General features: G+C 39.2%; 20 protein-coding genes and 1 pseudogene. 4 read left to right on the top strand and 17 right to left on the bottom strand.

What is annotated here, in order from left to right; translation table 11 throughout:
• Positions 1 to 9 precede the first annotated feature (9 nt).
• Together F3D68_RS03035 and F3D68_RS03030 are read right to left on the bottom strand one after the other, a co-directional pair.
• On the bottom strand, positions 10 to 528 hold the full coding sequence (locus F3D68_RS03035; protein WP_151193008.1) for a hypothetical protein: 519 nt from the start codon (positions 526 to 528) through the stop codon (positions 10 to 12).
• A gap of 4 nt (positions 529 to 532) precedes the next feature.
• Entirely contained in the window at positions 533 to 1,537 is a 1,005-nt protein-coding gene (locus F3D68_RS03030) for a hypothetical protein (RefSeq protein WP_151193007.1), read from the bottom strand.
• 589 nt (positions 1,538 to 2,126) lie between these two features.
• Here F3D68_RS03030 and F3D68_RS03025 point away from each other — a divergent pair.
• Positions 2,127 to 2,732 carry a short chain dehydrogenase gene (locus F3D68_RS03025; protein WP_151193006.1) on the top strand — a complete coding sequence of 202 codons (606 nt, stop codon included), beginning with the start codon at positions 2,127 to 2,129 and terminating at the stop codon, positions 2,730 to 2,732.
• Here F3D68_RS03025 and F3D68_RS03020 read toward each other — a convergent pair.
• From F3D68_RS03020 to csrA, 5 genes are all read right to left on the bottom strand, one after another.
• The gene (locus F3D68_RS03020; RefSeq protein ID WP_151193005.1) at positions 2,729 to 4,804 is read right to left on the bottom strand and encodes an ABC transporter permease; all 2,076 of its coding nucleotides are present in this window, start codon (positions 4,802 to 4,804) and stop codon (positions 2,729 to 2,731) included. The genes F3D68_RS03025 and F3D68_RS03020 overlap by 4 nt on opposite strands.
• Positions 4,764 to 5,657: an efflux RND transporter periplasmic adaptor subunit gene (locus tag F3D68_RS03015; RefSeq protein ID WP_151193004.1), complete on the bottom strand. Its 894-nt coding sequence runs from the start codon at positions 5,655 to 5,657 to the stop codon at positions 4,764 to 4,766. Before F3D68_RS03015 ends, F3D68_RS03020 begins: the two co-directional genes overlap by 41 nt.
• Complete coding sequence (locus F3D68_RS03010) at positions 5,638 to 6,921, bottom strand: TolC family protein (RefSeq protein WP_191092682.1); 1,284 nt, start codon at positions 6,919 to 6,921, stop codon at positions 5,638 to 5,640. The genes F3D68_RS03015 and F3D68_RS03010 overlap by 20 nt, the downstream gene beginning before the upstream one ends.
• 41 nt (positions 6,922 to 6,962) lie before the next feature.
• A complete protein-coding gene (locus F3D68_RS03005) occupies positions 6,963 to 7,394 on the bottom strand; it encodes a LysM peptidoglycan-binding domain-containing protein (RefSeq protein WP_191092681.1) in 432 nt (143 codons plus the stop codon).
• A gap of 223 nt (positions 7,395 to 7,617) precedes the next feature.
• Positions 7,618 to 7,803: a carbon storage regulator CsrA gene (gene csrA / locus F3D68_RS03000; RefSeq protein WP_117001530.1), complete on the bottom strand. Its 186-nt coding sequence runs from the start codon at positions 7,801 to 7,803 to the stop codon at positions 7,618 to 7,620.
• 294 nt (positions 7,804 to 8,097) lie between these two features.
• Here csrA and F3D68_RS02995 point away from each other — a divergent pair, with 294 nt between their 5' ends.
• Positions 8,098 to 10,185 (top strand): RelA/SpoT family protein, encoded by a 2,088-nt coding sequence (locus F3D68_RS02995; protein ID WP_151193001.1) that lies wholly within the window; start codon positions 8,098 to 8,100, stop codon positions 10,183 to 10,185.
• Here the strand turns inward: F3D68_RS02995 and F3D68_RS02990 are convergent.
• The 5 genes and pseudogenes from F3D68_RS02990 to F3D68_RS02970 form a co-directional block, all read right to left on the bottom strand.
• Positions 10,182 to 11,378 carry an FAD-dependent oxidoreductase gene (locus F3D68_RS02990; RefSeq protein ID WP_151193000.1) on the bottom strand — a complete coding sequence of 399 codons (1,197 nt, stop codon included), beginning with the start codon at positions 11,376 to 11,378 and terminating at the stop codon, positions 10,182 to 10,184. The genes F3D68_RS02995 and F3D68_RS02990 overlap by 4 nt on opposite strands.
• A 13-nt stretch (positions 11,379 to 11,391) precedes the next feature.
• Complete coding sequence (truD, locus tag F3D68_RS02985; RefSeq protein ID WP_151192999.1) at positions 11,392 to 12,372, bottom strand: tRNA pseudouridine(13) synthase TruD; 981 nt, start codon at positions 12,370 to 12,372, stop codon at positions 11,392 to 11,394.
• Positions 12,369 to 12,737: a ZapG family protein gene (locus F3D68_RS02980; RefSeq protein ID WP_151192998.1), complete on the bottom strand. Its 369-nt coding sequence runs from the start codon at positions 12,735 to 12,737 to the stop codon at positions 12,369 to 12,371. The genes truD and F3D68_RS02980 overlap by 4 nt, the downstream gene beginning before the upstream one ends.
• A gap of 8 nt (positions 12,738 to 12,745) precedes the next feature.
• Positions 12,746 to 13,228, bottom strand: coding sequence for a 2-C-methyl-D-erythritol 2,4-cyclodiphosphate synthase (gene ispF / locus F3D68_RS02975; RefSeq protein WP_191092680.1), 483 nt, complete (start codon positions 13,226 to 13,228; stop codon positions 12,746 to 12,748).
• A 17-nt stretch (positions 13,229 to 13,245) separates the two neighbouring features.
• Positions 13,246 to 13,605: pseudogene (locus tag F3D68_RS02970) on the bottom strand (rhodanese-like domain-containing protein); the annotation flags it as partial.
• 160 nt (positions 13,606 to 13,765) lie between these two features.
• On the opposite strand from F3D68_RS02970, the gene F3D68_RS02965 reads away from it, so the two are divergent.
• Positions 13,766 to 14,557: an alpha/beta fold hydrolase gene (locus tag F3D68_RS02965; RefSeq protein ID WP_151192997.1), complete on the top strand. Its 792-nt coding sequence runs from the start codon at positions 13,766 to 13,768 to the stop codon at positions 14,555 to 14,557.
• Here F3D68_RS02965 and F3D68_RS02960 read toward each other — a convergent pair.
• Together F3D68_RS02960 and F3D68_RS02955 are read right to left on the bottom strand one after the other, a co-directional pair.
• On the bottom strand, positions 14,554 to 14,802 hold the full coding sequence (locus F3D68_RS02960) for a hypothetical protein (RefSeq protein WP_117001522.1): 249 nt from the start codon (positions 14,800 to 14,802) through the stop codon (positions 14,554 to 14,556). The two genes, F3D68_RS02965 and F3D68_RS02960, sit on opposite strands and share 4 nt — an antisense overlap.
• Positions 14,803 to 14,828: 26 nt before the next feature.
• Positions 14,829 to 15,458 (bottom strand): TIGR00730 family Rossman fold protein, encoded by a 630-nt coding sequence (locus F3D68_RS02955; protein WP_117001538.1) that lies wholly within the window; start codon positions 15,456 to 15,458, stop codon positions 14,829 to 14,831.
• Between the two features lie 249 nt (positions 15,459 to 15,707).
• On the opposite strand from F3D68_RS02955, the gene F3D68_RS02950 reads away from it, so the two are divergent.
• Positions 15,708 to 16,493 carry an enoyl-ACP reductase gene (locus F3D68_RS02950; protein WP_151192996.1) on the top strand — a complete coding sequence of 262 codons (786 nt, stop codon included), beginning with the start codon at positions 15,708 to 15,710 and terminating at the stop codon, positions 16,491 to 16,493.
• Here the strand turns inward: F3D68_RS02950 and glnD are convergent, their stop codons facing one another.
• The 3 genes from glnD to uvrB form a co-directional block, all read right to left on the bottom strand.
• Entirely contained in the window at positions 16,494 to 19,091 is a 2,598-nt protein-coding gene (gene glnD, locus F3D68_RS02945) for a [protein-PII] uridylyltransferase (RefSeq protein WP_151192995.1), read from the bottom strand.
• A 97-nt stretch (positions 19,092 to 19,188) separates the two neighbouring features.
• Positions 19,189 to 19,401: a hypothetical protein gene (locus F3D68_RS02940; RefSeq protein ID WP_151192994.1), complete on the bottom strand. Its 213-nt coding sequence runs from the start codon at positions 19,399 to 19,401 to the stop codon at positions 19,189 to 19,191.
• Positions 19,402 to 19,535: 134 nt separating this feature from the next.
• The gene (gene uvrB / locus F3D68_RS02935; RefSeq protein ID WP_151192993.1) at positions 19,536 to 21,557 is read right to left on the bottom strand and encodes an excinuclease ABC subunit UvrB; all 2,022 of its coding nucleotides are present in this window, start codon (positions 21,555 to 21,557) and stop codon (positions 19,536 to 19,538) included.
• Between the last annotated feature and the right edge of the window lie 127 nt (positions 21,558 to 21,684).

Here is a 21,684-nt window from a genome sequence, read left to right as displayed (position 1 = left end):
GCGGCATTATTAATGCGGTGATGACTTATCATCAATCTTCTGTTGATTTTTAGCTTGTAGATAACTTTTTTCAATTCGACCAAAAAGATCAAAGTGAGATTTAACCTCTTTGCATGGGAAAGTTGCTTCCATAACGCCAAGCACGTAATAAGTAAATGGCAATACTTCCTTGATTGACAAGATATTATTGTATGCATCCAAGCGTGATAGGTTTGCCATAATGATGCTATTAAATGTATCGATATCTAAATTGATAGGCTCATCTTTGGCATTGGCGCAAAATAATGGTTTTCCCTGTATTTCGCGGGAAAAGACATCAGCGGCAATAAGCCAATTCTCAGTATCATCGAGGATTCCGCGCGCGCGTTGATTATCATTAGGATTATCTGAATAATAAAGCTTAAGGTAATCAGCAACGGTCATATCATTCAAAGATGATTGGACTGCCATGCTTGCTGCTGCCGTGCTATAAATTGGCAGTGCAATACATAGCATTGAGAGTAAGAGAAAGAAAATAGTCTTTTTCATCTGTTTACGGCTTTAATTTCTTTAGTGCATCAATAATTGATTGTGTTTCAGTAATTGTCACAAAATCAATGGCAGCAGTGGCAGCATAGACTGGGTATGCGTGATCATTTGTCACATTTAAATCTTTAGAAAATGTACTTAATAAGTTTTTGTAACGCTCAAAACCTTGCATGTAAGCTTGCATAAATTGATTACTTTGCAGTGTCTCAGTTGCTACTTTATAGCTACAAACTTTGGCAGGATCCGCGGTGTAGTAGAACTGCATATAAACATTGGCATCATGCAAGAACTTAATACTATCCAATAATTTATTATTGTCTAATAACTTATTAAAGGCATTGACTGATCCTAGAATATTTTGATAAAGATCAGTGCCGCGCGAGGCGTTAACGGCTAGAATACAGTCACTTTCTGAGAATTTTTGATAATTATCAACGGATTTAATCGTTGATGTATAAGCGATACCTGCTGCTTTGATAATCTTCTTAGGCACAGCATATGCTTGCGCCATGCCGTCATAATAACGAACTTTAGCGGTGTCTAAATCGACTTTTTGTGTTTTACCGATTGTGCCTAACAATGATTTTGTTGTTGTGTAGGTCATCGGTTGCGCTGAACCCGTCATCATATTTTTCATAATGGTATGGTATTCATCCATGTTTTGATCGGCGTTATCAAATTTCATTTTTGATAAATTAGTCCCTAACTCAATCGTGTTAATGCCCATTTGCATAGAGAGTCCCAAGAATGGCCAAAAAGACTTAAATTTTGTCCAACCACTATATGAACTTAGTGCGGCATTGTCAGCCCATTGCTTATGATCAGCAAGCACATCTTGTGCTTGTTTGTTTACTTCAGCATTACTTTGATTGATTGCATTAACAAGTGCCTCAACTCTTGCGGTGGGATCCACATAGGCGTTGGGTGCATCATTAGCAGCATAAGCTAGCGAACCACTAAATATCAATGTACTACATACGCCTAACGTGGCGATTGCTTGCCTTCTCATTTTCGACTCCTTTTATGATTTTTGCTATAACATTCTTGTCAATATCATCATGCAATCAACATTGCTGTTAATAACCTAACACAATAACAGACATTATTGATACTAATTAATCTTGTTGAGTGCTTAAACTCGTATTATTACCAATTAATCAACATAATGATTGACGCAATTCATCTTAACTATTTGTTTTTTAAAGCAATATCCGTATGTTACGTATTCTCATAGGGAGGAGTTACTTGCGTCATAAAAAATTATGAAGGCGTAAAAGAAATAACTATCAATAAGTAAATTATCAATTATAATGATAATACTTTATTACTAAATGCGATGAATTTCGCCCAAAAAAGCTAATTTCTCCCTGAGCATAAGTCGAAGGGAGTGCTAATAAATCCGACATGTAAGTACCTAAACAATAGTTTCTGGGTAATAATGGATATTCGGGTCAAGCCCGAGAATCTAAAAAAACACCTGATAATATTTGCATAGGTACTTATTATACTGGCTTCGACTTATGTTCAGCCAGCGACTGAGTGTTGATAGATGATAAAGTTGTTATAACCTAATTGTGTAATTTAAGAAGGATGTAGTTATGAAAAAAGTGATTGTTGTTGGTGCGACGGGTACGATTGGGCAAGGTGTTTGTACTACATTGCAAAACCATGGCTATGAGGTTTTGAAAGTATCACGTTCAGGTGATATTGAAGTGGATATTGCCGATCTTAACTCGATCAAAGCCATGTATGCCAAGATTGGTTCATTTGATGCCTTGGTATCGACCACGGGTAAAGTAACTTTTAAAGCGTTAACTGAAATGACGGAAGCTGATTTTATGCTTGGGCTTCACAACAAGCTGATGGGACAGGTCAATCTCGTGCAAGAGGGATTAAAATATATTAACGATAATGGCTCATTTACGCTAACCACAGGGATTTTAAATCAAGAGCCTATCGCCCTTGGCGCCTCGGCAGCAATGGTTAATGCTGCACTTGAAGGCTATATCAAAGCCGCAAGCTTAGAGCTGCGCCAACAAGTGCGCATCAATGCAGTAAGCCCAACGGTTATCACCGAAGCTCTTGCATCTTATGCACCATTTTTCCCTGGTTTTAAATCGGTATCAGCCCATGAGGCAGCACAAGCCTACCTAAGATCCGTTGCCGGTATTGAAACTGGCAAGGTTTTTAAAGTGGGGTTTTAATGGTTTAAACACTTCACGACATCTAAAGCAGCAGCTTTACGTGCAGGTAGCAAGCCGCTTAATATCCCTAAGCTGACGACAGAGATAAACGCTAGTAATACTGCAAAGGGTGAGATGAACCAGATAAACTGAATCTCTTGCACAAATTTTGAGGCGATATATAAGATCAGTTCATAACTGCCAATGCCAAGTGCAAAGCCGATAATCCCAGCATTTAAACACAGTAAAATGGCTTCAATCAAATAGCTCCAAAAGATTGTGCGATCTCCAGCACCAATAGCTTTTAATAAGCCGATTTCATATAGATTTTCAGAAATTGATGCCAGCATCATATTGGTAATACCAATGCCTGCCACAACAAGTGACACGATCGAGATCACGGCGAGCATTAACGTGAAGATATTTAAGAAAGTCTGGATATTGTGCAGTAGATCAATATCCGGTGATACCATAAAGGTGCCGCTATTGCCATATTTGCTAGTGAAGTAATTTTTAAGCGCGTCACTCACGGGAATGACAGCGTTTACATCATCAACACTAAAATAAAATTGCGCTAAAAAGCTCCAATTGACCTTTTGTAAATAGGTAAAAGGCAGAAGAACCTGCATATTGATATTATTCCAAGCATCACTACTTGAGCTAGATTTTTTCTTCAGTACACCGATCACAAAGCAGGTATAACTGCCGCCATAATCACCGATTTTAATGACATTGCCAATCGCGCTTTGTGTTGGGAAAAGCTCGCGATTAATATCATTACCAATAATGCAGACGTTATCTGCATTTTGAATATCGAGTGCTGAGAAGTTACGTCCTTGCGCTAGGTGTGTATTTACAATAGGCAAGAAATATTCATTAACACCTTGAATTGAGATTTGATTTTGATGCACTTTGTTACTGTTAAAAATCACACTGTTGGCATAGCTGCTAATCGAAGGCGATAGCATGGTAATCTGTGGGAAAATCCGCTTTATCGGTATGAGATCATCTTTAACCGAAAGTTGCTCAAATGCGGAATTACTATGATCAGATGCTGATTGCATCCAGTTTTTGTAGGCATAGAATAATACCGTTTTTGCGCCCAATTTATCATAAGACGCTAGAATTTTATCTTTAGCATATTGCCCAAGCGTCATCATCACAATAATGGAAGCAACACCGATAATTACGCCCAAAGCAGTCAACAGTGTTTGACCTTTTTTGATCATCAAGGTGCGCAAGGCTAAAGCAAAAAGTCGTGTTAACGCATGTGTGTAGCTGCTGCTTGATCTTGGATTTTGTTTATTACCGTGGTCTTGAGTTATATCCTGCTTGGCAGAAGAATTTATTTGGTTGTCCTTTTTAATATCCGCAAGCACTTTACCATCTTTAATCTCGATAGTGCGCGGTGCAAACTCAGCAATTTCCTTATCGTGTGTTACTAAAATAATCGTTTTGCCGCGTTGATTGAGCTTGGTTAATAGCGCCATAATGTTCTGGGTATTGTGACTATCCAAATTACCCGTTGGTTCATCAGCAAGGATAATGTCGGCATCACGCATCAATGCTCTGGCAATTGCGACACGTTGTTGCTCTCCACCCGATAGCTCTTTAGGATAATGATCTAAACGGTGGGCAATACCGACTGCTTTGGCAATGTCATGAGCCTTTTGTTTTAATGCTTTGCGATCATGTTGAATATTGATCGGATAATTCATCGGTAATAGGATGTTATCGAGCACACTAAGCTTGGGTAACAGGTGAAATTGCTGAAATACAAAGCCAATATGTTTAGCACGTATCTGTGCTAGCTTACGACTATCAGTGTGTGCAAGTGACTCGCTATTGATTTTGATATTGCCTGATTCAAGTGTCAGCATAGCACCCAATAAATGCAGTAGTGTTGACTTGCCTGATCCTGACGCCCCGACAATGGCAACAAACTCACCTTGTGTGATGTTGAGATTAATATCATGCAGCACAGGTGTTGATTTCATTGCGCCATGGTAGCTAAAGCTAAGATTGTTTACCTCATACGCCAAACTCATATGGCTATACTCCGCTGAAGTAATCGATTGGCTCAACTTGATCACCGACAGTTAAGCCTTTGGTGATTTCAACATCTTGTGTGGTTTGTATGCCTAAGCTGACTTCTTGCATTTTACCATTGCTCAATTTGACATAATTATGCCCATCTTGAATGCGAATATATTGTTTAGGAAGGGCGATGACATCTTGTTTTTCATCAATGTAAATATCACAAACAACATTCATTCCTGGTAAAAGATCAGCACTCTTTGTTGTAATAAGCACCCTTATCGGGTAGATGGTCTGTTGTGTCGAATTAAATGATGTCCCCGAATTGTTTGGTGAGGGCGCGAGAGCAACGCTAGTGATAACACCATCAAAGCTGGTATTGTTGTTAGCTGAGGCTTTGATCATGACTTTTAAGCCTTTTTTCATTTGCAGTATGTTTGATTCGGCAATGTCTGCGGTGACATAAAGTTTTGATAAATCATCGACTTTGAGAATAAAGTCACTGTTTTGAGTGCTGCCTGAACCTTGGGTAACATACTCACCTTCAGATTTCTTGATATAGACCACCGTTCCTACATAAGGCGCTCTAATCGGGTAGACTTTCTCTGGTGATTGCAGTGAGCTGACGATACTTACAAGAGGATCACCTTGGACGACGTGCTGCCCTAGGTTAACATAGATTTTTTGGATATAACCAGCATAAGGGGCTGCGACCATGGTTTCTTTATTGGCACTAATCACTCCTGAGGCTGATATTTTATTAACGAGTGTTTTTTTGCTTACTGTGTAGGGCGTATCAGTTGTTGCTAATGGCTGACTGGTTTTAACAGCGAAGTAATAATAAAGCCCATAGCCAAGCGCAATTAGGATAATAATGGTGATTAGCCATTTAATGATTCTTGAAAACATAACGCTCAATGTCTCCTTTGTAGAAATGATATTGATAGGTATCTTTTAATAAGCTTGCATAAAGATTTAGCATCGTTTGCTCGGCTGTTTGTAAGCTACTTAATGCATTAATTAAATCAAGATAAGACTGACTTCCTGCTTGAAAATTACGCTTCACCGATGTGTAACTTTCTTTGGCGTATTTTTGCAGTTCAATCGCTGTTGGTAGCGTGTCATATTGGTTTTTGAAATCATTAAGCAAATCCGCGAGCGTTTTTTGCACATCGAGCATGTTACCTTGATTGTCATATTGATTTTTAAGCTTTGTTTCTTCGGCAATGACAATATTGCGATCCAACGTGCCGCCATCAAATAGATTGAAACTCAACGTTAAGGTTGCGTTCCAGCTAAATTCTTTGCGTGCGCCAATGCCGCCAAAAAAGCCATTTTGCGCATAAGGATTTTGATAACCGCCATTGATGGAGAAGGAGGCGTTTGGCCAATAATTACGTTTTGCCTGATTGATACTCCAATCATCTTTTTGTTGTTGTAATTGCCATAACTGGTATTGATAGAGATATTGCTCAGAGAAGTGTGTCAATGCTTTAGGGATGTCTTTTAGATCTTGTAATGCCAATACATTAAAACTGAAATCCTGAGGGCTAAAAGCACTAACCCCCATGCTCTTTAGTAATTTCTGCTTGGCAACTTTAAGGCTTTGTTTTTGTTGCTTTAACGTAATCTCGGTACTTAAGAGCTGCGTTTTTAAGTTTAGCTCATCTGAGCGTGATTTAAGCCCTTGCTTATATAGGGTGTTGGCACTTAAATACTGTGTTTGATATTGCTGATAAAGTGTTTCTTGCAATTTAAGGTTGTGTACACTAAGTGAGTATTGGATAAAATTTTCAGCCACTTCTTGGATTAGCTGATCCTTAGCATAGCGATAGTTAAGTTGATCAATCGCGGTTTGGATCTTGGCTTGGTAATAGTTGGTAATCTTGATGCCATTTTGACTAAAATCTTCCGATAACTGCAAGCCAAAGGTGTTGCCAGTATTAAATCCTGTGCTATTGACTGCGTTGTATGTCGTATCACTTGCTGTTGATGTGCTAACTAAATCAAGCTTTGGCAAGAAGGCAGCAAAGGCATTGTCTTTTTGCAAGGTGCCAATATTAAGTTGTGACTGTTGCGATTTTAAACTTGGGGCATGCTCAATCGCGTATTGCACAGCTTGCTGTAAACTGAAACTTTTGCAAAACCCAAAAGAAGCCGTCGTGCTTAACATGCATAGGCTCAGATATTTTAGATATTGGTTCATGGGGGTTTTTAGCAGTCAGTAGGCTTAGGAATGATGAGGGTTTGTCCTGCTGCTAAGCGGTTAGGATCTGTTATTTTATTGGTTTTAGAAAGACAGGTCATACTGATATTATTCTTGCGTGCAATACTATATAAGCTATCGCCAATCTCGACTTTATAAGTGACGGGCTTGTCATTATCTACAGCGCTAGCAACTGCTGAAATTTCTTGGGCTTTCGCTTGAGGTGCGCCGACTGCTTCAATGACTTTGGTTGTGTCATCCGCGGTGGATACCTTGTTAGCTGGTGTTGTATCGTTTGCGGCTACAGCGGCTTTATCTTTAATAACAGATCCTGCCTGTGTTGATGTGATAACAGCAGGTTCTTTGTTTTGACTCGCAAATTGCGCACATCCGGCTAACAGCAATATATTTGCAGCAACAATATAAAGTTTCTTTTGCATAACTCGCTCCTTCTTTTGATGGTACTTCATCAGTGTAGCTATAAAGCATAAGTGCTGCAAAAGATTTACGGCTGAATTGTGAGGTACCGAAGTATATTGTTTGTGAAAGAATATAAGGACGGGTGATAATATGATGAGTCAGATTGCTATCTTTAAGCAAACGATATAAATCGCTCTTGATAATAGCTTGTTGCTCAATATGCGTTGTGCTTATGGTGGTATGTTATTCCATATCACCTAATGAGTGCTCACCTTTAATGCGCACAAAAATCTCTTCACGATGTACTGACACCTCTTTAGGTGCGTTTATGCCTAGACGAACTTGATTTCCTTTGACGCCTAAAACAGTGACTGTTACTTCGTCCCCAATCATGACAGTCTCGCCAATTTTTCTTGTTAAAATTAACATGTTAAAGTTACTCCTTATTATATAGCTTTATCTTCCAAAGCTGATTAAACCTATACCAACCCTTTGCAAAGCAAATGCACAACCCCAAGCTTAAAATGCTTTTAGTCCTTGCAAAAAGTATAGACTTAAAATATTTATATGCATCTAAAAACTGGGTAATTCTAAACAAATAAATAAGTTTTACCAGAATTTTATGCATTTAAATTGAAATTGACCAGTTTTGCCACAGCAGCAGTAGGGCTTTAGGTAAATTATCGTTATACTGAAAAAATTATTAAGAAGCACTTATGCTAGATGTTTTTATTTTATAAGTTAAATAAAATTATTCACAGTTACCTAAATGATGAGCAGCGTGCGCTAGTGGCAGATGCTTTCTTGTTTGGTGCTGATGCGCATGAGCTGCAGGTTAGAAGCTCTGGCGAGCCTTATTTTACCCATCCGGTGGCAGTTGCTTGTGTATTGGCGGGCATGCGCCTTGATTGTGAAACGGTGATTGCCGCCCTGTTGCATGACACGATTGAAGATACAGACGTTTCATCGGAGATTATTGCCAAACGCTATGGTGAGAAAACAGCCCAATTGGTTGAGGGTGTTACCAAGTTAAGTAAGATAGAAACCCACTCAAAAGCAGAATTACAAGCCGAGAATTTCCGTAAAATGGTTTTGGCAATGGTGCAGGATATTCGTGTTATTTTGATTAAGCTTGCTGATCGATTGCACAATATGACAACCCTTGCGCCACTTCGCCCGGATAAGCGTCGACGAATTGCATTAGAAACTCTGGAGATTTATGCCCCGATTGCGCACAGATTGGGGATGCATCACATTAAAAACTCATTTGAAGAGCTAGCCTTTGAGGCAATGTATCCTTATCGCTATAAGACACTTAAAACAAAAGTATTACACGCGCAAAAGCATCGTGATCGCTTGTTTCGTAAGATTATGGAGCGATTACAACACCATTTAGCTGAGCTGTTAGAAAGTGAGCAGCTTGTTTCTGGACGTAAGAAACGTTTATATAGTATTTATCGCAAAATGCGTGATAAAGAGATGTCATTTTCTGAAATCATGGATATCTATGCTTACAAAGTGATCGCACCGACGCGTCGCGAGTGTTATATGATCTTAGGTGCAATTCATGAGATCTTCAGACCTATTCCTGGACGCTTTAAAGACTACATTGCCACACCAAAAGCTAATGGTTATCAGTCTCTACACACCACCGTTTTTGGTCCTTATGGTGTGCCAATTGAAGTGCAGATAAAAACCAAAATGATGGATGATACGGCAGAGAAAGGGGTTGCCGCACATTGGATTTATAAGGCGAAATCATTAAGCCATGATAATGCTCAAAAGTGGCTAGAGAAGCTTTCTGATTTGCAACAACACGTCACTAAATCAACGGATTTTGTGGAAAGTGTTAAGCTTGATTTATTCCCTGATGAGGTTTATGTGTTCACGCCAAATGGTGAAATTATTGAACTACCCAAAAGTGCAACCTGTGTTGACTTTGCTTATCACATTCATACCGATATCGGTAATCACTGCATTGCGGCTAAGGTCAATCGCAGAATCACGCCACTGAGTTATGTATTAACTCATGGTGACACCGTTGAGATTATTACTTCTCCTAATGCCCACCCAAATCCCGCATGGCTTGAGTTTATTAAAACAGCGCGAGCAAAACACGCGATAAAGCATGCTTTAAAACGGCATGAGCATGAAGAGTTTGTGCATATTGGGCAGCAGATTTTGACGCAAGCACTACTTAAAAACCATATGGATTTTTCGACTATTTCAGCGGAACTATTGCAAGAAGCGTTAGTTGAGTTTAATTTCCCAGGTATTGCTGAGCTCCATGCAGCCATTGGGCAGGCACATTTCTCAGCAAATACGTTTGTGCGTTTTGTTGAGCAAAAACAGCAGCTTGAGAGTGATGGTTATGACTCACAACGCAAATTACTGATTGATGATAGTTATTTGCGCCAATTAGCAAGCTGTTGCACACCAATTCCTGATGATCCAATTATTGGTGTATTGATATCTGATAAAGGATTAATGATTCATCGCCTTAAATGTAATGAGTTATTAAAACTTAAAAAAATACATGAAATTATTGAGACACAATGGGCAAAAGACTGCACAGGGTATTATCCGGTGAAGTTGCGTGTGAGTTTGCAGAATGTACAAGGTGCGATTGCCAAAGTTACTGCTAATATCTCACGCCATGATGCACAAATTTTAAGTTTTAATATTCTGGAGTCTGATGCGCAATATGGTATTGTGCAGACGATGATTGAAGTCAAAGACCGTGTTCATTTGGCACGCGTTATCCGTGGGTTAAAGCACTTAAAAATATGTCTTAAAATAGAACGTGTTTAATTAAGAATTCTTTTTGCCTCTTCAAAAGAGCGTTTCACGCAATCCTCAACGGCTAAGCGCGTAAAGTAGTTACCCGTTAATGCTAAACTGATATCTTTGCTTAGCTCACTATTAATCCCGTCAATAAACTGTTGGTGCTGTGATTGATAACATGGCACGCTATTTTGTTTGTGTTTGAGATCAATCAAGGCATCTTTAGCAATGTTAAGTTTCGATAAAAATCCATCAATTAATTGTTGGTAAGAGATGTTTGTGTTTTTAAAATGCACTGTCATGCCACGATATTTCTCATGTGTTAGCGTGTCGCGCGTCACCATCGAAAAGAAGTCTTGATTCACACCAATTAAACCATTGATTGGCTTAATATGTTTGATCTTGTCTTTATCAAAGATTAATGCTGCTGTTATAAGTTTTGAAACAGTTGGTTGTTGCTTAATATGCACAAGTGGATGATTGATTTGTGCAAGCAATTGATAGCAAACATGCCATGGTGTCGCTAAAGCCAGCTTATCGGCTGTGAATACACCATTATTTGTGGTGATATGCCATTGTTGGTTTTGCTGCTCAACGCTCATGACTTGAGTGTTGAGATTGATCTTTGTATTTGGGTTAGCTATATCTTTAAATAGGCTTGACATGCCATGCTCAAAAGTAAAGCTGCGCGGTAAACGCTTATCTTTGGCGCGTGTTTTGAAAAGAAAGTCAGCCGGAAAGTGTTGGCTATCTTGACAAAGTACGGCATCAAAGCAATAACGCAGTGTTTTTTGGTAATTGTGTGATCCAAAGACAAAGCTGAAATATTCTTCAATGGTGCGATCATTAGCATGGCTAAACTTAAATAGCGGCAAGCCAATTCCAGCACGAATTGGATTAAGCTTACTGACAACACTGGCAATTTGATTTTGTGTTGTTAGTAGTTTAAAGGGGTGTTTTTCACGTTTTTGCAACTGATTCAAAAGTCCGCTATCACGACAAAAACTAATCAAATGTTGATAAGAGTTGTAAATGGTATGGGTGCCTAGTTCAAGCCAGAAATCACGTGTTTTGGGGCTGTGATAGGTTTCAATGCAGCCACCAAGCTTGTCATTTTGCTCAAGAATGATACTTTTATAACCTTTAAGCGCTGCAAAGTGTGCAAAGCTTACCCCTGAGATACCGCCGCCAATGATGGCAATGGGATAGTGTTCTGCCATGTTAATATGCCTTTTATGCGGATAACGCTTGAACTAATGAGGTTGCGTATGCGCCTGTACCTAAGCTAAAAGTAAGCATTAACGTATTATCTGTTTCGTTATAATCATACTTGAGAGTATCAGGATATGCATAGATGCTACGAAATTGCATCTCACTATGCGCAGCTAAATAATCAATAAACTTGCCATGAGTTTGCGTAAATTGTTCATATTGGCTTAATGCCTCACTGCTGAAGAATAACTTCTGCTGTTTACCAATTAATGGTGCGGCAATGCTTAACTCTTTGGACTCAATACGCTGTTGGATTTCGCCTTGATTCTCCATAGTGACTTGAAAGACGCTATTGCCATCACTAAAGCCGACAATATCACCGATTAGCGCTATTTGATCTGTGTGGTTTTGTTGGCGAAATTGAACATAAGCATTAAACAAAAAGCTGCGCATAACTGATAATAAAAAGCCATGATCTTTTGGGTTAAGCTTAATTTTGCCGTCAATAACATCATGCGCTTGCTGTAGATTATCGTGACCAAAACGTTGCTCACCAAAAAAATTAATAAAGCCATTTTGCATAATATGTTTTATCTTGGGCTCTATTTCTGCAAAAGGTGATGTTAAATCACGTAACACAAGGGTAAAGCGATTGGCTTTGTGGCTGCCAATTTTAAGCTTTTTATTGTGGCGACTAATGCGTAGAATGTTGCAATTTTCCACATCAAACTCACTAAAATCGATATCAGCTTTACCTGGATAATATAGCGAGAACCACTGGCGAGTAATCGCGTGTTTATCTTTCAAACCACTGTAGCCAATATCGCGCTGCTTAAGGCCGGTATATTGAGATAGTGCACGAATAATGTCTTTGGTATTTAAACCATTTTTCTCGATAAAAAGCCAAATATGCTCACCTTCACCAGTTAAATCAAAATCAAAGATTTCTTCAACCAAAAAGTCTTCGTGATAGGTTTTGAGGGCGCCAATCAATTGACTCATTGCTTTTCTTCGCCCTCAGAAGCGTAGTCCTTAGGGTATTGTGGCTCATTGTTTAACTGATGGGTTTTTTCTTTATCGCGATAGGCTTTAGGCTGCAATAAAGACTGTCTTGATGGATCAAGATTAAGCTTAACACTGTATTCTTGCGAATGTTTCTGTAGCTCAGAAAATTGCTGATAGATGTTTTCCATAATCTCGTGTGTTTTATGTACATGTTCATTGATGGTGTTTTGGTAATGGGTTAGTAGTTTTTTGGTTTCATCTAATTCAGTGCTTAGATTTTTGCTACTTTTACGCACACTCAAGCCAATGATAAGCCCGATGATAAAAGCGGCGATGATACCTAAAATTAACGAAATAAGCATATTTGCTCCTATTGTTGATAAATAAGGGTAACCGCATGGCAGGCGATACCTTCTTTTCTGCCGGTAAACCCAAGTTTTTCAGTCGTAGTTGCCTTGATGTTAACTTGATTTAACGTAAGCTGCAACAGCGTTGCAATACATTGACGCATTTCAAGAATATAAGGGGCAAGCTTTGGCACTTGAGCAACAACAGTGACATCAATATTGGCAATGTCATAACCTTGTGCTTTGATGCCGTGTTGCGCATGCACTAAAAAATCTTTACTTGCTTGATTTTTATGTTTGGGGTCAGTATCAGGGAAATGCTGACCAATATCACCTAAAGCACCAGCACCTAGGATTGCGTCAGTAATGGCATGTAAAATGACATCGCCATCGGAGTGCGCTTGAAGTGAAAAAGGTGCATTAACCTCAATGCCGCCAAGCATTAATGGCTTATCTTCGCTACTAATGCGATGCACATCATAGCCGTGACCAATACGAAACATCATTAATCCTCGACACTTAATGGGAAGCTATTGCCAACCCATGCACGAAAACCACCATCCACTGATATGACATTGTCATAACCCATTTTTTGTAGGTTGTCAGCACTTAATGCTGAGCGAAAACCACCACCGCAATATAAGTACATCTTTTGATTTTTGTTAGGAATGAGTTGTTCAATTTTAACTTCAATAATGCCGCGGCTTAAATGATTAGCGCCCGGTAAATGCGAATGCGCAAATTCAGACTCTTCACGGACATCGATAAGAAGACCATCTAATGTGTTATTGTCAAGCATATGTTTAATGTGAAAAACATCACACTCTTTGATGCGTGTTTTGGCATCGTTGACCAGTTTGAGAAATTCAGTATTGTGTTGCATCTTACGTCCTTTGCATGTTTCTAACAGTTGATGATTGTACACGTAGTCTTCATCTGTGAGTTAGTGTTTTTAGCCTTTGATTTTTTTGGATCTTGAACTTTGAATCTTCTCTGCTACAGTCGGAGTTAATGGTGTTGCAGGATAGGCTTAAGGATAAGTAATGGCAGTTTTTCAACAAAATGATGTAACTATCTATTTTGAGCAGCATGGTAAAGGACCTGATTTGGTGTTGATCGCGGGACTGTCAGCGGATGTAAGCTTTTGGCAAAAAATTGTACCAATATTATCACACCACTATCGAGTAACGGTGTTTGATAATCGTGGGGTTGGACGATCCACGCAAACTATTAAGCACTTCAGTATTGAGAATATGGCGGCAGATACTCTGTCATTACTTAAGTATTTGGGTATTACGAAAGCGCATATCGTGGGGCATTCTATGGGCGGAGCTATTATACAGATGATGTTAAAAATAGCACCAGAGGTTATTAATATGGCAATGCTCGTTTGTTCATTGGCGTGCTTGCCAATCATGGCGCGCATGCATGTTGAATCATTAGAGGAAGTGATTGCATTGGGCGCACCTTTATCATTAATTGAAAAAATTGTCTTACCATGGATTTACTCTGAAAGTTTACTAAAAAACAAGGGGTATCTTGATGAAGAGATTCATTATCTTACACACCAAGCAGTGCCGCAGTCTAAGCTAGCATTACATGCACAGATTAGTGCGGTTGAAAGCTTTGATATGACAAAGGATCTTGCCCTTATCACACATCCTGTTGTAGTCGTTGTCAGTGATGAGGATATTCTGACACCAATGTCATTATCACGTGAAATTTGTGGTCTATTACCTAATGCAAAACTTGAAATGATACATGGTGCAGGACATATGTTGCCAAGAGAGAAGGCAGATGAGCTGGCGGAATTGATTTTGAAATATTGTCATTAGCGTCGTGAAAGGCTTGAGTGATGCATAATCCAGTAAATAAATAAGCCCCAAACACCAGTAATAAGAACGGTAACAACCCAAGCAAAGTTAGGCATCATTTGCGGGGTGACATTATGTTTGGTGAAGTTATTTAAATCACGAATGACTGCTAACGTGCAAACAAGATGCACGATCACAGTGAATGCACTGATAACGTAATAAATGTTTTGATACAGATTGATCACGGCTTGGTGGAAATAATCCATGGTGATTCCCTCATGCTATTTGAATTTTAAAAAATAAACTCAGGTTTTTTGTCAATATCTTTGCGTTGGTTATGCTGGTGATGTTCGCTGATAATCTCAACAACTTCGTCAATTGAGTCAGTCATGATCAAAAGCTCAGTGTCGCCCTCGCTAATAACACCCTCAGCAACAAGCTTTGTCTTAATCCACTCAACCAATCCACCCCAGAAACTGGTGTTAAATAGAATGATAGGCATATGACGCTTTTTCTTAGTTTGCACTAAAGTGGCAATATCAAAAAGCTCGTCCAATGTGCCAAAGCCGCCAGGCATGCCGATATATGCCATTGAGTGTTTAACAAACATCGCTTTACGTGTGAAAAAATAACGATAGTGTAAAGAGATATCTTGATGTTGGTTTGGCACTTGTTCAAAAGGTAAGTGAATATTTAAACCAATACTTAAGCCATCGCCTTTTGATGCGCCAATATTGCCTGCTGCCATAATGCCATGACCGCCACCAGTAATGATGCTAAAGCCTTCATTGGATAATCTGCGCGCAATTTCCTCGGCATCTTTAAAGTGTGGCGAGGTGCTTGGCAGGCGGGCTGAGCCAAAGATACTCACCGCGGGTTGAATATCATCCAGGCGTTCATAACCTTCGACAAGTTCTGACATGACTTTGAAAATATTCCAAGTAGCACGTGATTGGTCAAAATGGACATTGCCATAAGTCGTTGCATCAGTATGCGAGCGTGGGTGAACGGTTTTTCTTGTTTTATTCATTTTTCATTATCGTATTCCATGATGATAGCGCAATATGGTAACACAAATGCATAAGTATGCTATGTTAGGTGCTGCGTAATTTAAGAAATTATTGCATAATAAGCCGCAATTGAGCATATCATTAAAACAAAAGGAAACATGATGGGTTTTTTAACAGGTAAAAAAGTTTTAATCGTCGGTCTTTTAAGTAATAAGTCGATTGCCTACGGTGTTGCGGAAGCAATGCATCGCGAAGGTGCTGAGCTTGCATTTACTTATCAAAATGAGCGTTTTAAAGAGCGTATTGAGAAGCTGACTGCACACTATAATTCTGCCGCACTTATAGAGTGTGATGTTACCAATGATGAGCAGATCGATAATGTGTTTGTTGAGCTTGGTAAAAAGTGGGATGGCTTGGATAGCATTATCCACTCAGTAGCTTATGCTCCGGCTGATCAGCTTGAGGGTGATTTTATTTCAGCGGTTAATCGTGAAGGCTTTAAAGTGGCGCATGATATTAGTGCTTACAGCTTTGCTGCATTAGCAAAGGCAGGACGCAGTATGATGCAAAATCGTAATGGCTCTTTAGTGACGCTAACTTATCTTGGTGCTGAGCGCGCGATGCCAAGTTATAACACAATGGGGATTGCCAAAGCATCACTTGAGGCAACCGTGCGTTATACGGCATTGTCTTTGGGTGCAGAGGGCATTCGTGCTAACGCTGTTTCAGCAGGACCAATTCGCACATTGGCAGCATCGGGCATTAAGAGCTTCAGAAAAATGCTTGATTACAATGCGCAAGTAGCACCGCTTAAGCGTAATGTTGATATTATCGAAGTTGGTAATACCGTCGCATTCTTAGCATCTGATCTTGCCAGCGGCATTACGGGTGAAGTGGTCTACGTCGATGCCGGTTATCATTGTGTGAGCATGGGTGGAATGGAGTAATTACTCATCTAACGATTTTAGATATTTCAAAAACTTATGCGCCAGTAATTGGCGCTTACTCTGTTTGATGATCGGTTGATCATTGTTATCTGTAATATAAAAACTATCCTCGATTGAGAATCCAGAGGTGTGAATTCGCGCGCGTGTAATATTAAGATTGTGCATTTCAAAAAAATAGCAAAGTGCAGCAAGAAGACCCGGTCGATCAGGGCATTTAACAATGACCTTGCTGTAGTTTTTATGTCGAGGACTCAAAATTTGCACATTCTTCTTTAGACGCTTTATGGTTGATTTATCCGTTACCAAAGCATTTAATTTAGTAGGGGCATAATCTATTCTATGAGGTGTCAATTGCGTTTCTAAATGCTGCTCTAGCCATAGCAGCTCATGCTCGTTTTGCAGTGGCTGATAACTTAAATTAGTAATGTTAAATTGATAAAGCATTTGATTATCGGGAAGTTTGAAAAAGCTTGCTTCGGTGATGTTGATGCTGGCTTTATATAGTAGATAACATAGCGATGATAATCTAATGTCCTTATCGGTCATTAAAATCAGTAATAGCGTTTGGTTCAAGCTATGATCAAAATGCGTGTGGATTGAAAGATTGTGGTTGTTGATCATCTGTTGGCAAAGTATATTATTTTGCCAGACCAAGGTAGCTAATGCCTGTTCTGTAAAGTAGCGAGCGGGTAGATTCTGCCATAGTGACATGACTATACTGTGATCAGTGCATTCTAGCTGTGTCAGAATTTTCTTTTGCGTTTCGCCAACTTGCTCTTTAAGCGTGAGCTTTACGGATCTGCTCAACAGTTCACTGGTGCGCGTATACAGATGCTCAAACATTGTCTGTTGCCACTGTGTCCACAATGCGGGGTTGGTGCCTTTAATATCGGCAATGGTCAAAAGAAATAAGCTATCCAGATAATATTGGCTTTGGCAAAATTCAGCAAATTGCGCGATAACCGCACCGTCATAGATATCTTCTTTCTTGATCATACGCGAAAATGCCAAGTGATGTTTCACCAACCATGACAAAAGATGGATTTCATCTTGTTTTAAACGCCATATTTCAGCATATTTTTGCACAAGACGCGCGCCGAATTTACTATGATCAACGCCGGAACCTTTACCAATATCGTGAAAGAATGCGGCAATATATAATAGTCGTTGCGCAGGATGCTTAAGCATCACCTGATAAGCTAATGGGAAGTCTTGTTCAAAATGAGCTGTTCGCATGCTGCGTAGGTTGCTGATAACCTCAATTGTATGGCGATCAACAGTGTATTGATGATATAGATCAAACTGCATCTGCCCTTTGCTAATGGTAAACTCAGGGATGATTTTTTCAACAATCCCTAAATCCATCATAATACTTAGCGCACCTTTGATATTGTATGGATAGGTGAAAATCGCTAAAAATTGTTGCTGTAATATTTGGTTGGAAAGTAAGTTTTTCTTAGCTAATGCTGCAAGTAGTTGTAGTGTATTGCGAACGATTTGAGCATCAAGCGTTTTAACTTCTTGGTGTTGGCAAAAATATTTAAAAGGTATCAAAATATTGTTTATATGTGTAGGGTAATTATTCTGTGTATGCTTTAAAATGCCGCCATGGATACTAAAGCCGTCACTAAGTGCTATATCATTGCTGATCACTTGAGATGCCATTAATTCATGGAAGATGATGCGGTTAATAAGTTTAACGTGACGAATGCTGTTATAGTAATGCTGCATAAATAGCTCAATGCTTTTATGTGGCTTTTTATGCTTAAAACCAAAAAACTCAGCAATCATAAGTTGTTTGTCAATTAGTAGTGAATTTTGCTCGCGTTGATACAGAATATGCAAATAAAAGCGAATAGCAGAAAGCAAACGATGCGCCTTACTTAAACTCGTTAACTCATCTGCAGTAATATAATGGTGCTCAACAAGGTAATGTAAATTTACATTAGGGTGGAGATAAATCAATAGCCAGTGAATACTTTGTAAGTAGCGCAGATTGCCCACAGTATTTTTAAGATCAGGTTGTTGGTTGATTGGGAAGTTGCAATCACGATCAATTTGTTCAGCATATTTGCTATAAATAAAGTCGCGATGAACAGGGAGATTTTGTTTGCTTTCAACTAATGATTTAAATGTGTCAAATAGTCTCTCATTGCCACAGATAAAACGTGCATCCAAAATGGCAGTGAGTAAATTGATATCATTATTAGCATGCTGCAGGGCACTGCTGATAGTATGAGTTGAATAGCCAACTTTAATTGGCAAGCTTTGTAATTCCTGAATAAATGCTAACAGTTCGGGACTTTCTAGTGATTGATCATTTTCTGCCAAAAACAATAAATCAAGATCTGAATATAAAGCGCGATCCTGACGACCATAGCCACCGATAGCAATCAAGGAAATATGCGCTATTTGCTGTGGAAAATATTCTATTAATAGCTTATCGATGCGCTTGCTGTAAATGAGTAAAGTTTTATAGATAGAGTGTTTTTTCTTAAGAAAAATCTCAGTAACATCATGCATAATGCTTTGGCAGTGTTCTTTCATCATGGCGTAGATAACGGCTAAGATAAGGATAACTCTAGATTTTATACTCATTACAAACTGCTACGCAATGAAACACCGCAAATGATTAACGAACGGTATAGTTGTAATACGCAAAATGATAAAGGAAAAGTCTAGTTCTTTGACAGGGCTATTTGCTTCTAAGAAACCTGCGAATGCGTAAGATAAGGTAAGCAACCACAATAAGTGCAATAACAAGTGCAATGATCGGATGTTCTTGCACAATTTGTGGAATAAAAGATAGCGTTGCTGGAATATTCATTTCAGTGATTATTCGTTCTGCTGCATAGCTGCTGTTATAGAGCATTGCCGCGAATGTTGCAAAACATAGTAAAAATCGCATCTTACACCATGGTAGCTATTAAAGTGCAGAGATTGTAGCATGAAAATGTGAGATATTAACCATCGACAAGTAGATTTTTTCTCAATCTTTGTAAAAAATACGCTATTTAAGTCAATTATAAAGTCATTAACTGGCTATAATAAATACTTTTCTTTGATGGTTTTGATCTGGTCACGCACGTGTCCAGCTTCTTCAAACTCGAGATTGCGCGCATGTTCTTTCATCGACTTTTCGAGTTTTTTAACCAATATTATGGCTTCTTTAACGCCGAGAACTTCATCAACTGCAATATCTCTCACCTTTTTACGAGCATTGTTCTTTGCCGCCTTTTTACTAAATTCAGGTGATAATTCTAATAAGTCACCAACCTTCTTTTTAATGGATGTCGGCGTAATACCGTGATCAGTATTAAACTGCTGTTGTTTGTTGCGTCGCCGCAATGTTTCATCCATCGCACGCTGCATTGATCCGGTAATTACCTCAGCATATAAAATAGCTTTACCATTAATGTGCCGTGCAGCGCGGCCAATAGTCTGGATCAATGATCTCTCGGATCTTAAGAAACCTTCTTTATCCGCATCAAAGATTAAAACCGTGCTGACTTCAGGCATATCCAAGCCTTCACGTAATAGATTGATGCCAACCAGTACATCAAAGACGCCAATGCGTAGATCGCGAATAATCTCAACACGTTCAACGGTGTCGACATCAGCATGAAGATAACGGACATTGCCCCCATGTTCAGATAAGTAATCTGTGAGATCCTCAGCCATACGCTTAGTAAGGGTTGTTATAAGAATGCGCTCATCTTTTTGTACCGCTTTGTTTATCTCAGATAATGCATCTTCCACTTGAATGCTCACAGATCTTACTTCAACTAAGGGGTCAAGTAATCCTGTTGGGCGTACGACTTGTTCAGCTACATTTTGTTGATGCTCTTTCTCATAATCAGCGGGTGTGGCTGAGACATAAATTGCTTGGGTAACTAATGCTTCAAATTCATGGAATTTAAGCGGGCGATTATCTAGAGCTGAAGGCAGGCGAAAACCATAATTAACAAGATTCTCTTTGCGTGAGCGATCTCCTTTATACATGCCGCCAAATTGCGGGATGGTAACGTGTGACTCATCGATCACAATAAATGCATTTTGCGGTAAATAATCCAGTAATGTTGGCGGTGGCTCGCCAGGCGCACGAGCTGACAAAAGACGTGAATAATTCTCAATGCCTGTGCAATAACCTAATTCATTAATCATCTCAATATCATATAGTGTGCGCTGTTCAATACGCTGGGCTTCAATCAGGCGGTTTTCCTTTTGAAAATACGCAACACGCTCACGTAGCTCATCTTTGATTTCCTCAACCATGGTTTTTTGGCGTTCTTTTGAGCTGACATAATGCGTACTTGGGAATATTGTCGCGCGATAGGTATTCGCTGTAATTTTGCCAGTAAGTGGATCAATGAGTTTAATGCTTTCGATTTCATCATCAAATAGCTCAATTCTCACCGCGTCTTTATCTGAGTCTGCAGGGAATATATCAATAACCTCGCCACGCACACGATAGGTTCCGCGTGAGAAATCCATATCATTGCGATGATACTGCATGTCACTTAAGCGCCTTAAAATACTGCGTTGATCGATTTGTTCACCGACTTTAAGGTGTAGTAGCATTTGCATATATTGTTCAGGGTCACCCAAGCCATAGATCGCTGATACGGTGGCAACAATGATTACATCTTGGCGTTCTAAAATCGCTTTGGTTGCAGATAAACGCATTTGTTCAACATGTTCATTAATCGATGAATCTTTTTCGATATAAGTATCTGATGCAGCAACATAAGCTTCTGGTTGGTAATAATCATAATACGATACAAAATATTCCACGGCATTTTTTGGAAAAAATTGTTTCATTTCGGCATATAATTGTGCGGCAAGTGTTTTGTTATGTGCAAGAATCAACGTAGGGCGTTGAACATTCTGAATAACATTAGCCACTGTATAGGTTTTCCCTGAGCCGGTGACGCCAAGTAATGTTTGGTGTCTTAAACCTTCTTTTAAACCTTGCGTTAAGGATGCAATTGCGGTTGGTTGGTCTCCTGCGGGAGTGTAGTTTGTATGGAGTTCAAAAGCATTTTGTTTTCTTTCTAAGTGCATTGTGAAGCCGCTAATTTTAATTCAAACACGAGCTATGATAGCAAAGCTGTGCGTTTATGCGACATTAAAACATGGCAATTTGATTACAGTGATTTCAGCGAAAACGTAAGCATCAAAGTGTAGATCT

Source organism: Cysteiniphilum sp. JM-1, assembly GCF_008711525.1.
Taxonomy (GTDB): Bacteria; Pseudomonadota; Gammaproteobacteria; order Francisellales; family Francisellaceae; genus Caedibacter.
This window is presented reverse-complemented; position numbering and strand designations above follow the sequence as displayed.

Excerpts from the sequence above, each read along its gene's own strand:
- F3D68_RS02955 (WP_117001538.1), bottom strand. The coding sequence starts at position 15,458 with ATGTCAGAACTTGTCGAAGGTTATGAACGCCTGGATGATATTCAACCC.
- csrA (WP_117001530.1), bottom strand. The coding sequence starts at position 7,803 with ATGTTAATTTTAACAAGAAAAATTGGCGAGACTGTCATGATTGGGGAC.
- glnD (WP_151192995.1), bottom strand. The coding sequence starts at position 19,091 with ATGAGTATAAAATCTAGAGTTATCCTTATCTTAGCCGTTATCTACGCC.
- ispF (WP_191092680.1), bottom strand. The coding sequence starts at position 13,228 with ATGATGTTTCGTATTGGTCACGGCTATGATGTGCATCGCATTAGTAGC.
- F3D68_RS02960 (WP_117001522.1), bottom strand. The coding sequence starts at position 14,802 with ATGGATTATTTCCACCAAGCCGTGATCAATCTGTATCAAAACATTTAT.
- F3D68_RS03015 (WP_151193004.1), bottom strand. The coding sequence starts at position 5,657 with ATGTTTTCAAGAATCATTAAATGGCTAATCACCATTATTATCCTAATT.
- F3D68_RS03035 (WP_151193008.1), bottom strand. The coding sequence starts at position 528 with ATGAAAAAGACTATTTTCTTTCTCTTACTCTCAATGCTATGTATTGCA.
- truD (WP_151192999.1), bottom strand. The coding sequence starts at position 12,372 with ATGAGTCAATTGATTGGCGCCCTCAAAACCTATCACGAAGACTTTTTG.
- F3D68_RS03030 (WP_151193007.1), bottom strand. The coding sequence starts at position 1,537 with ATGAGAAGGCAAGCAATCGCCACGTTAGGCGTATGTAGTACATTGATA.
- F3D68_RS03005 (WP_191092681.1), bottom strand. The coding sequence starts at position 7,394 with ATGCAAAAGAAACTTTATATTGTTGCTGCAAATATATTGCTGTTAGCC.
- uvrB (WP_151192993.1), bottom strand. The coding sequence starts at position 21,557 with ATGCACTTAGAAAGAAAACAAAATGCTTTTGAACTCCATACAAACTAC.
- F3D68_RS02965 (WP_151192997.1), top strand. The coding sequence starts at position 13,766 with ATGGCAGTTTTTCAACAAAATGATGTAACTATCTATTTTGAGCAGCAT.
- F3D68_RS02980 (WP_151192998.1), bottom strand. The coding sequence starts at position 12,737 with ATGCTTATTTCGTTAATTTTAGGTATCATCGCCGCTTTTATCATCGGG.
- F3D68_RS03025 (WP_151193006.1), top strand. The coding sequence starts at position 2,127 with ATGAAAAAAGTGATTGTTGTTGGTGCGACGGGTACGATTGGGCAAGGT.
- F3D68_RS02990 (WP_151193000.1), bottom strand. The coding sequence starts at position 11,378 with ATGGCAGAACACTATCCCATTGCCATCATTGGCGGCGGTATCTCAGGG.
- F3D68_RS02995 (WP_151193001.1), top strand. The coding sequence starts at position 8,098 with ATGTTTTTATTTTATAAGTTAAATAAAATTATTCACAGTTACCTAAAT.
- F3D68_RS03010 (WP_191092682.1), bottom strand. The coding sequence starts at position 6,921 with ATGTTAAGCACGACGGCTTCTTTTGGGTTTTGCAAAAGTTTCAGTTTA.
- F3D68_RS02950 (WP_151192996.1), top strand. The coding sequence starts at position 15,708 with ATGGGTTTTTTAACAGGTAAAAAAGTTTTAATCGTCGGTCTTTTAAGT.
- F3D68_RS02940 (WP_151192994.1), bottom strand. The coding sequence starts at position 19,401 with ATGCGATTTTTACTATGTTTTGCAACATTCGCGGCAATGCTCTATAAC.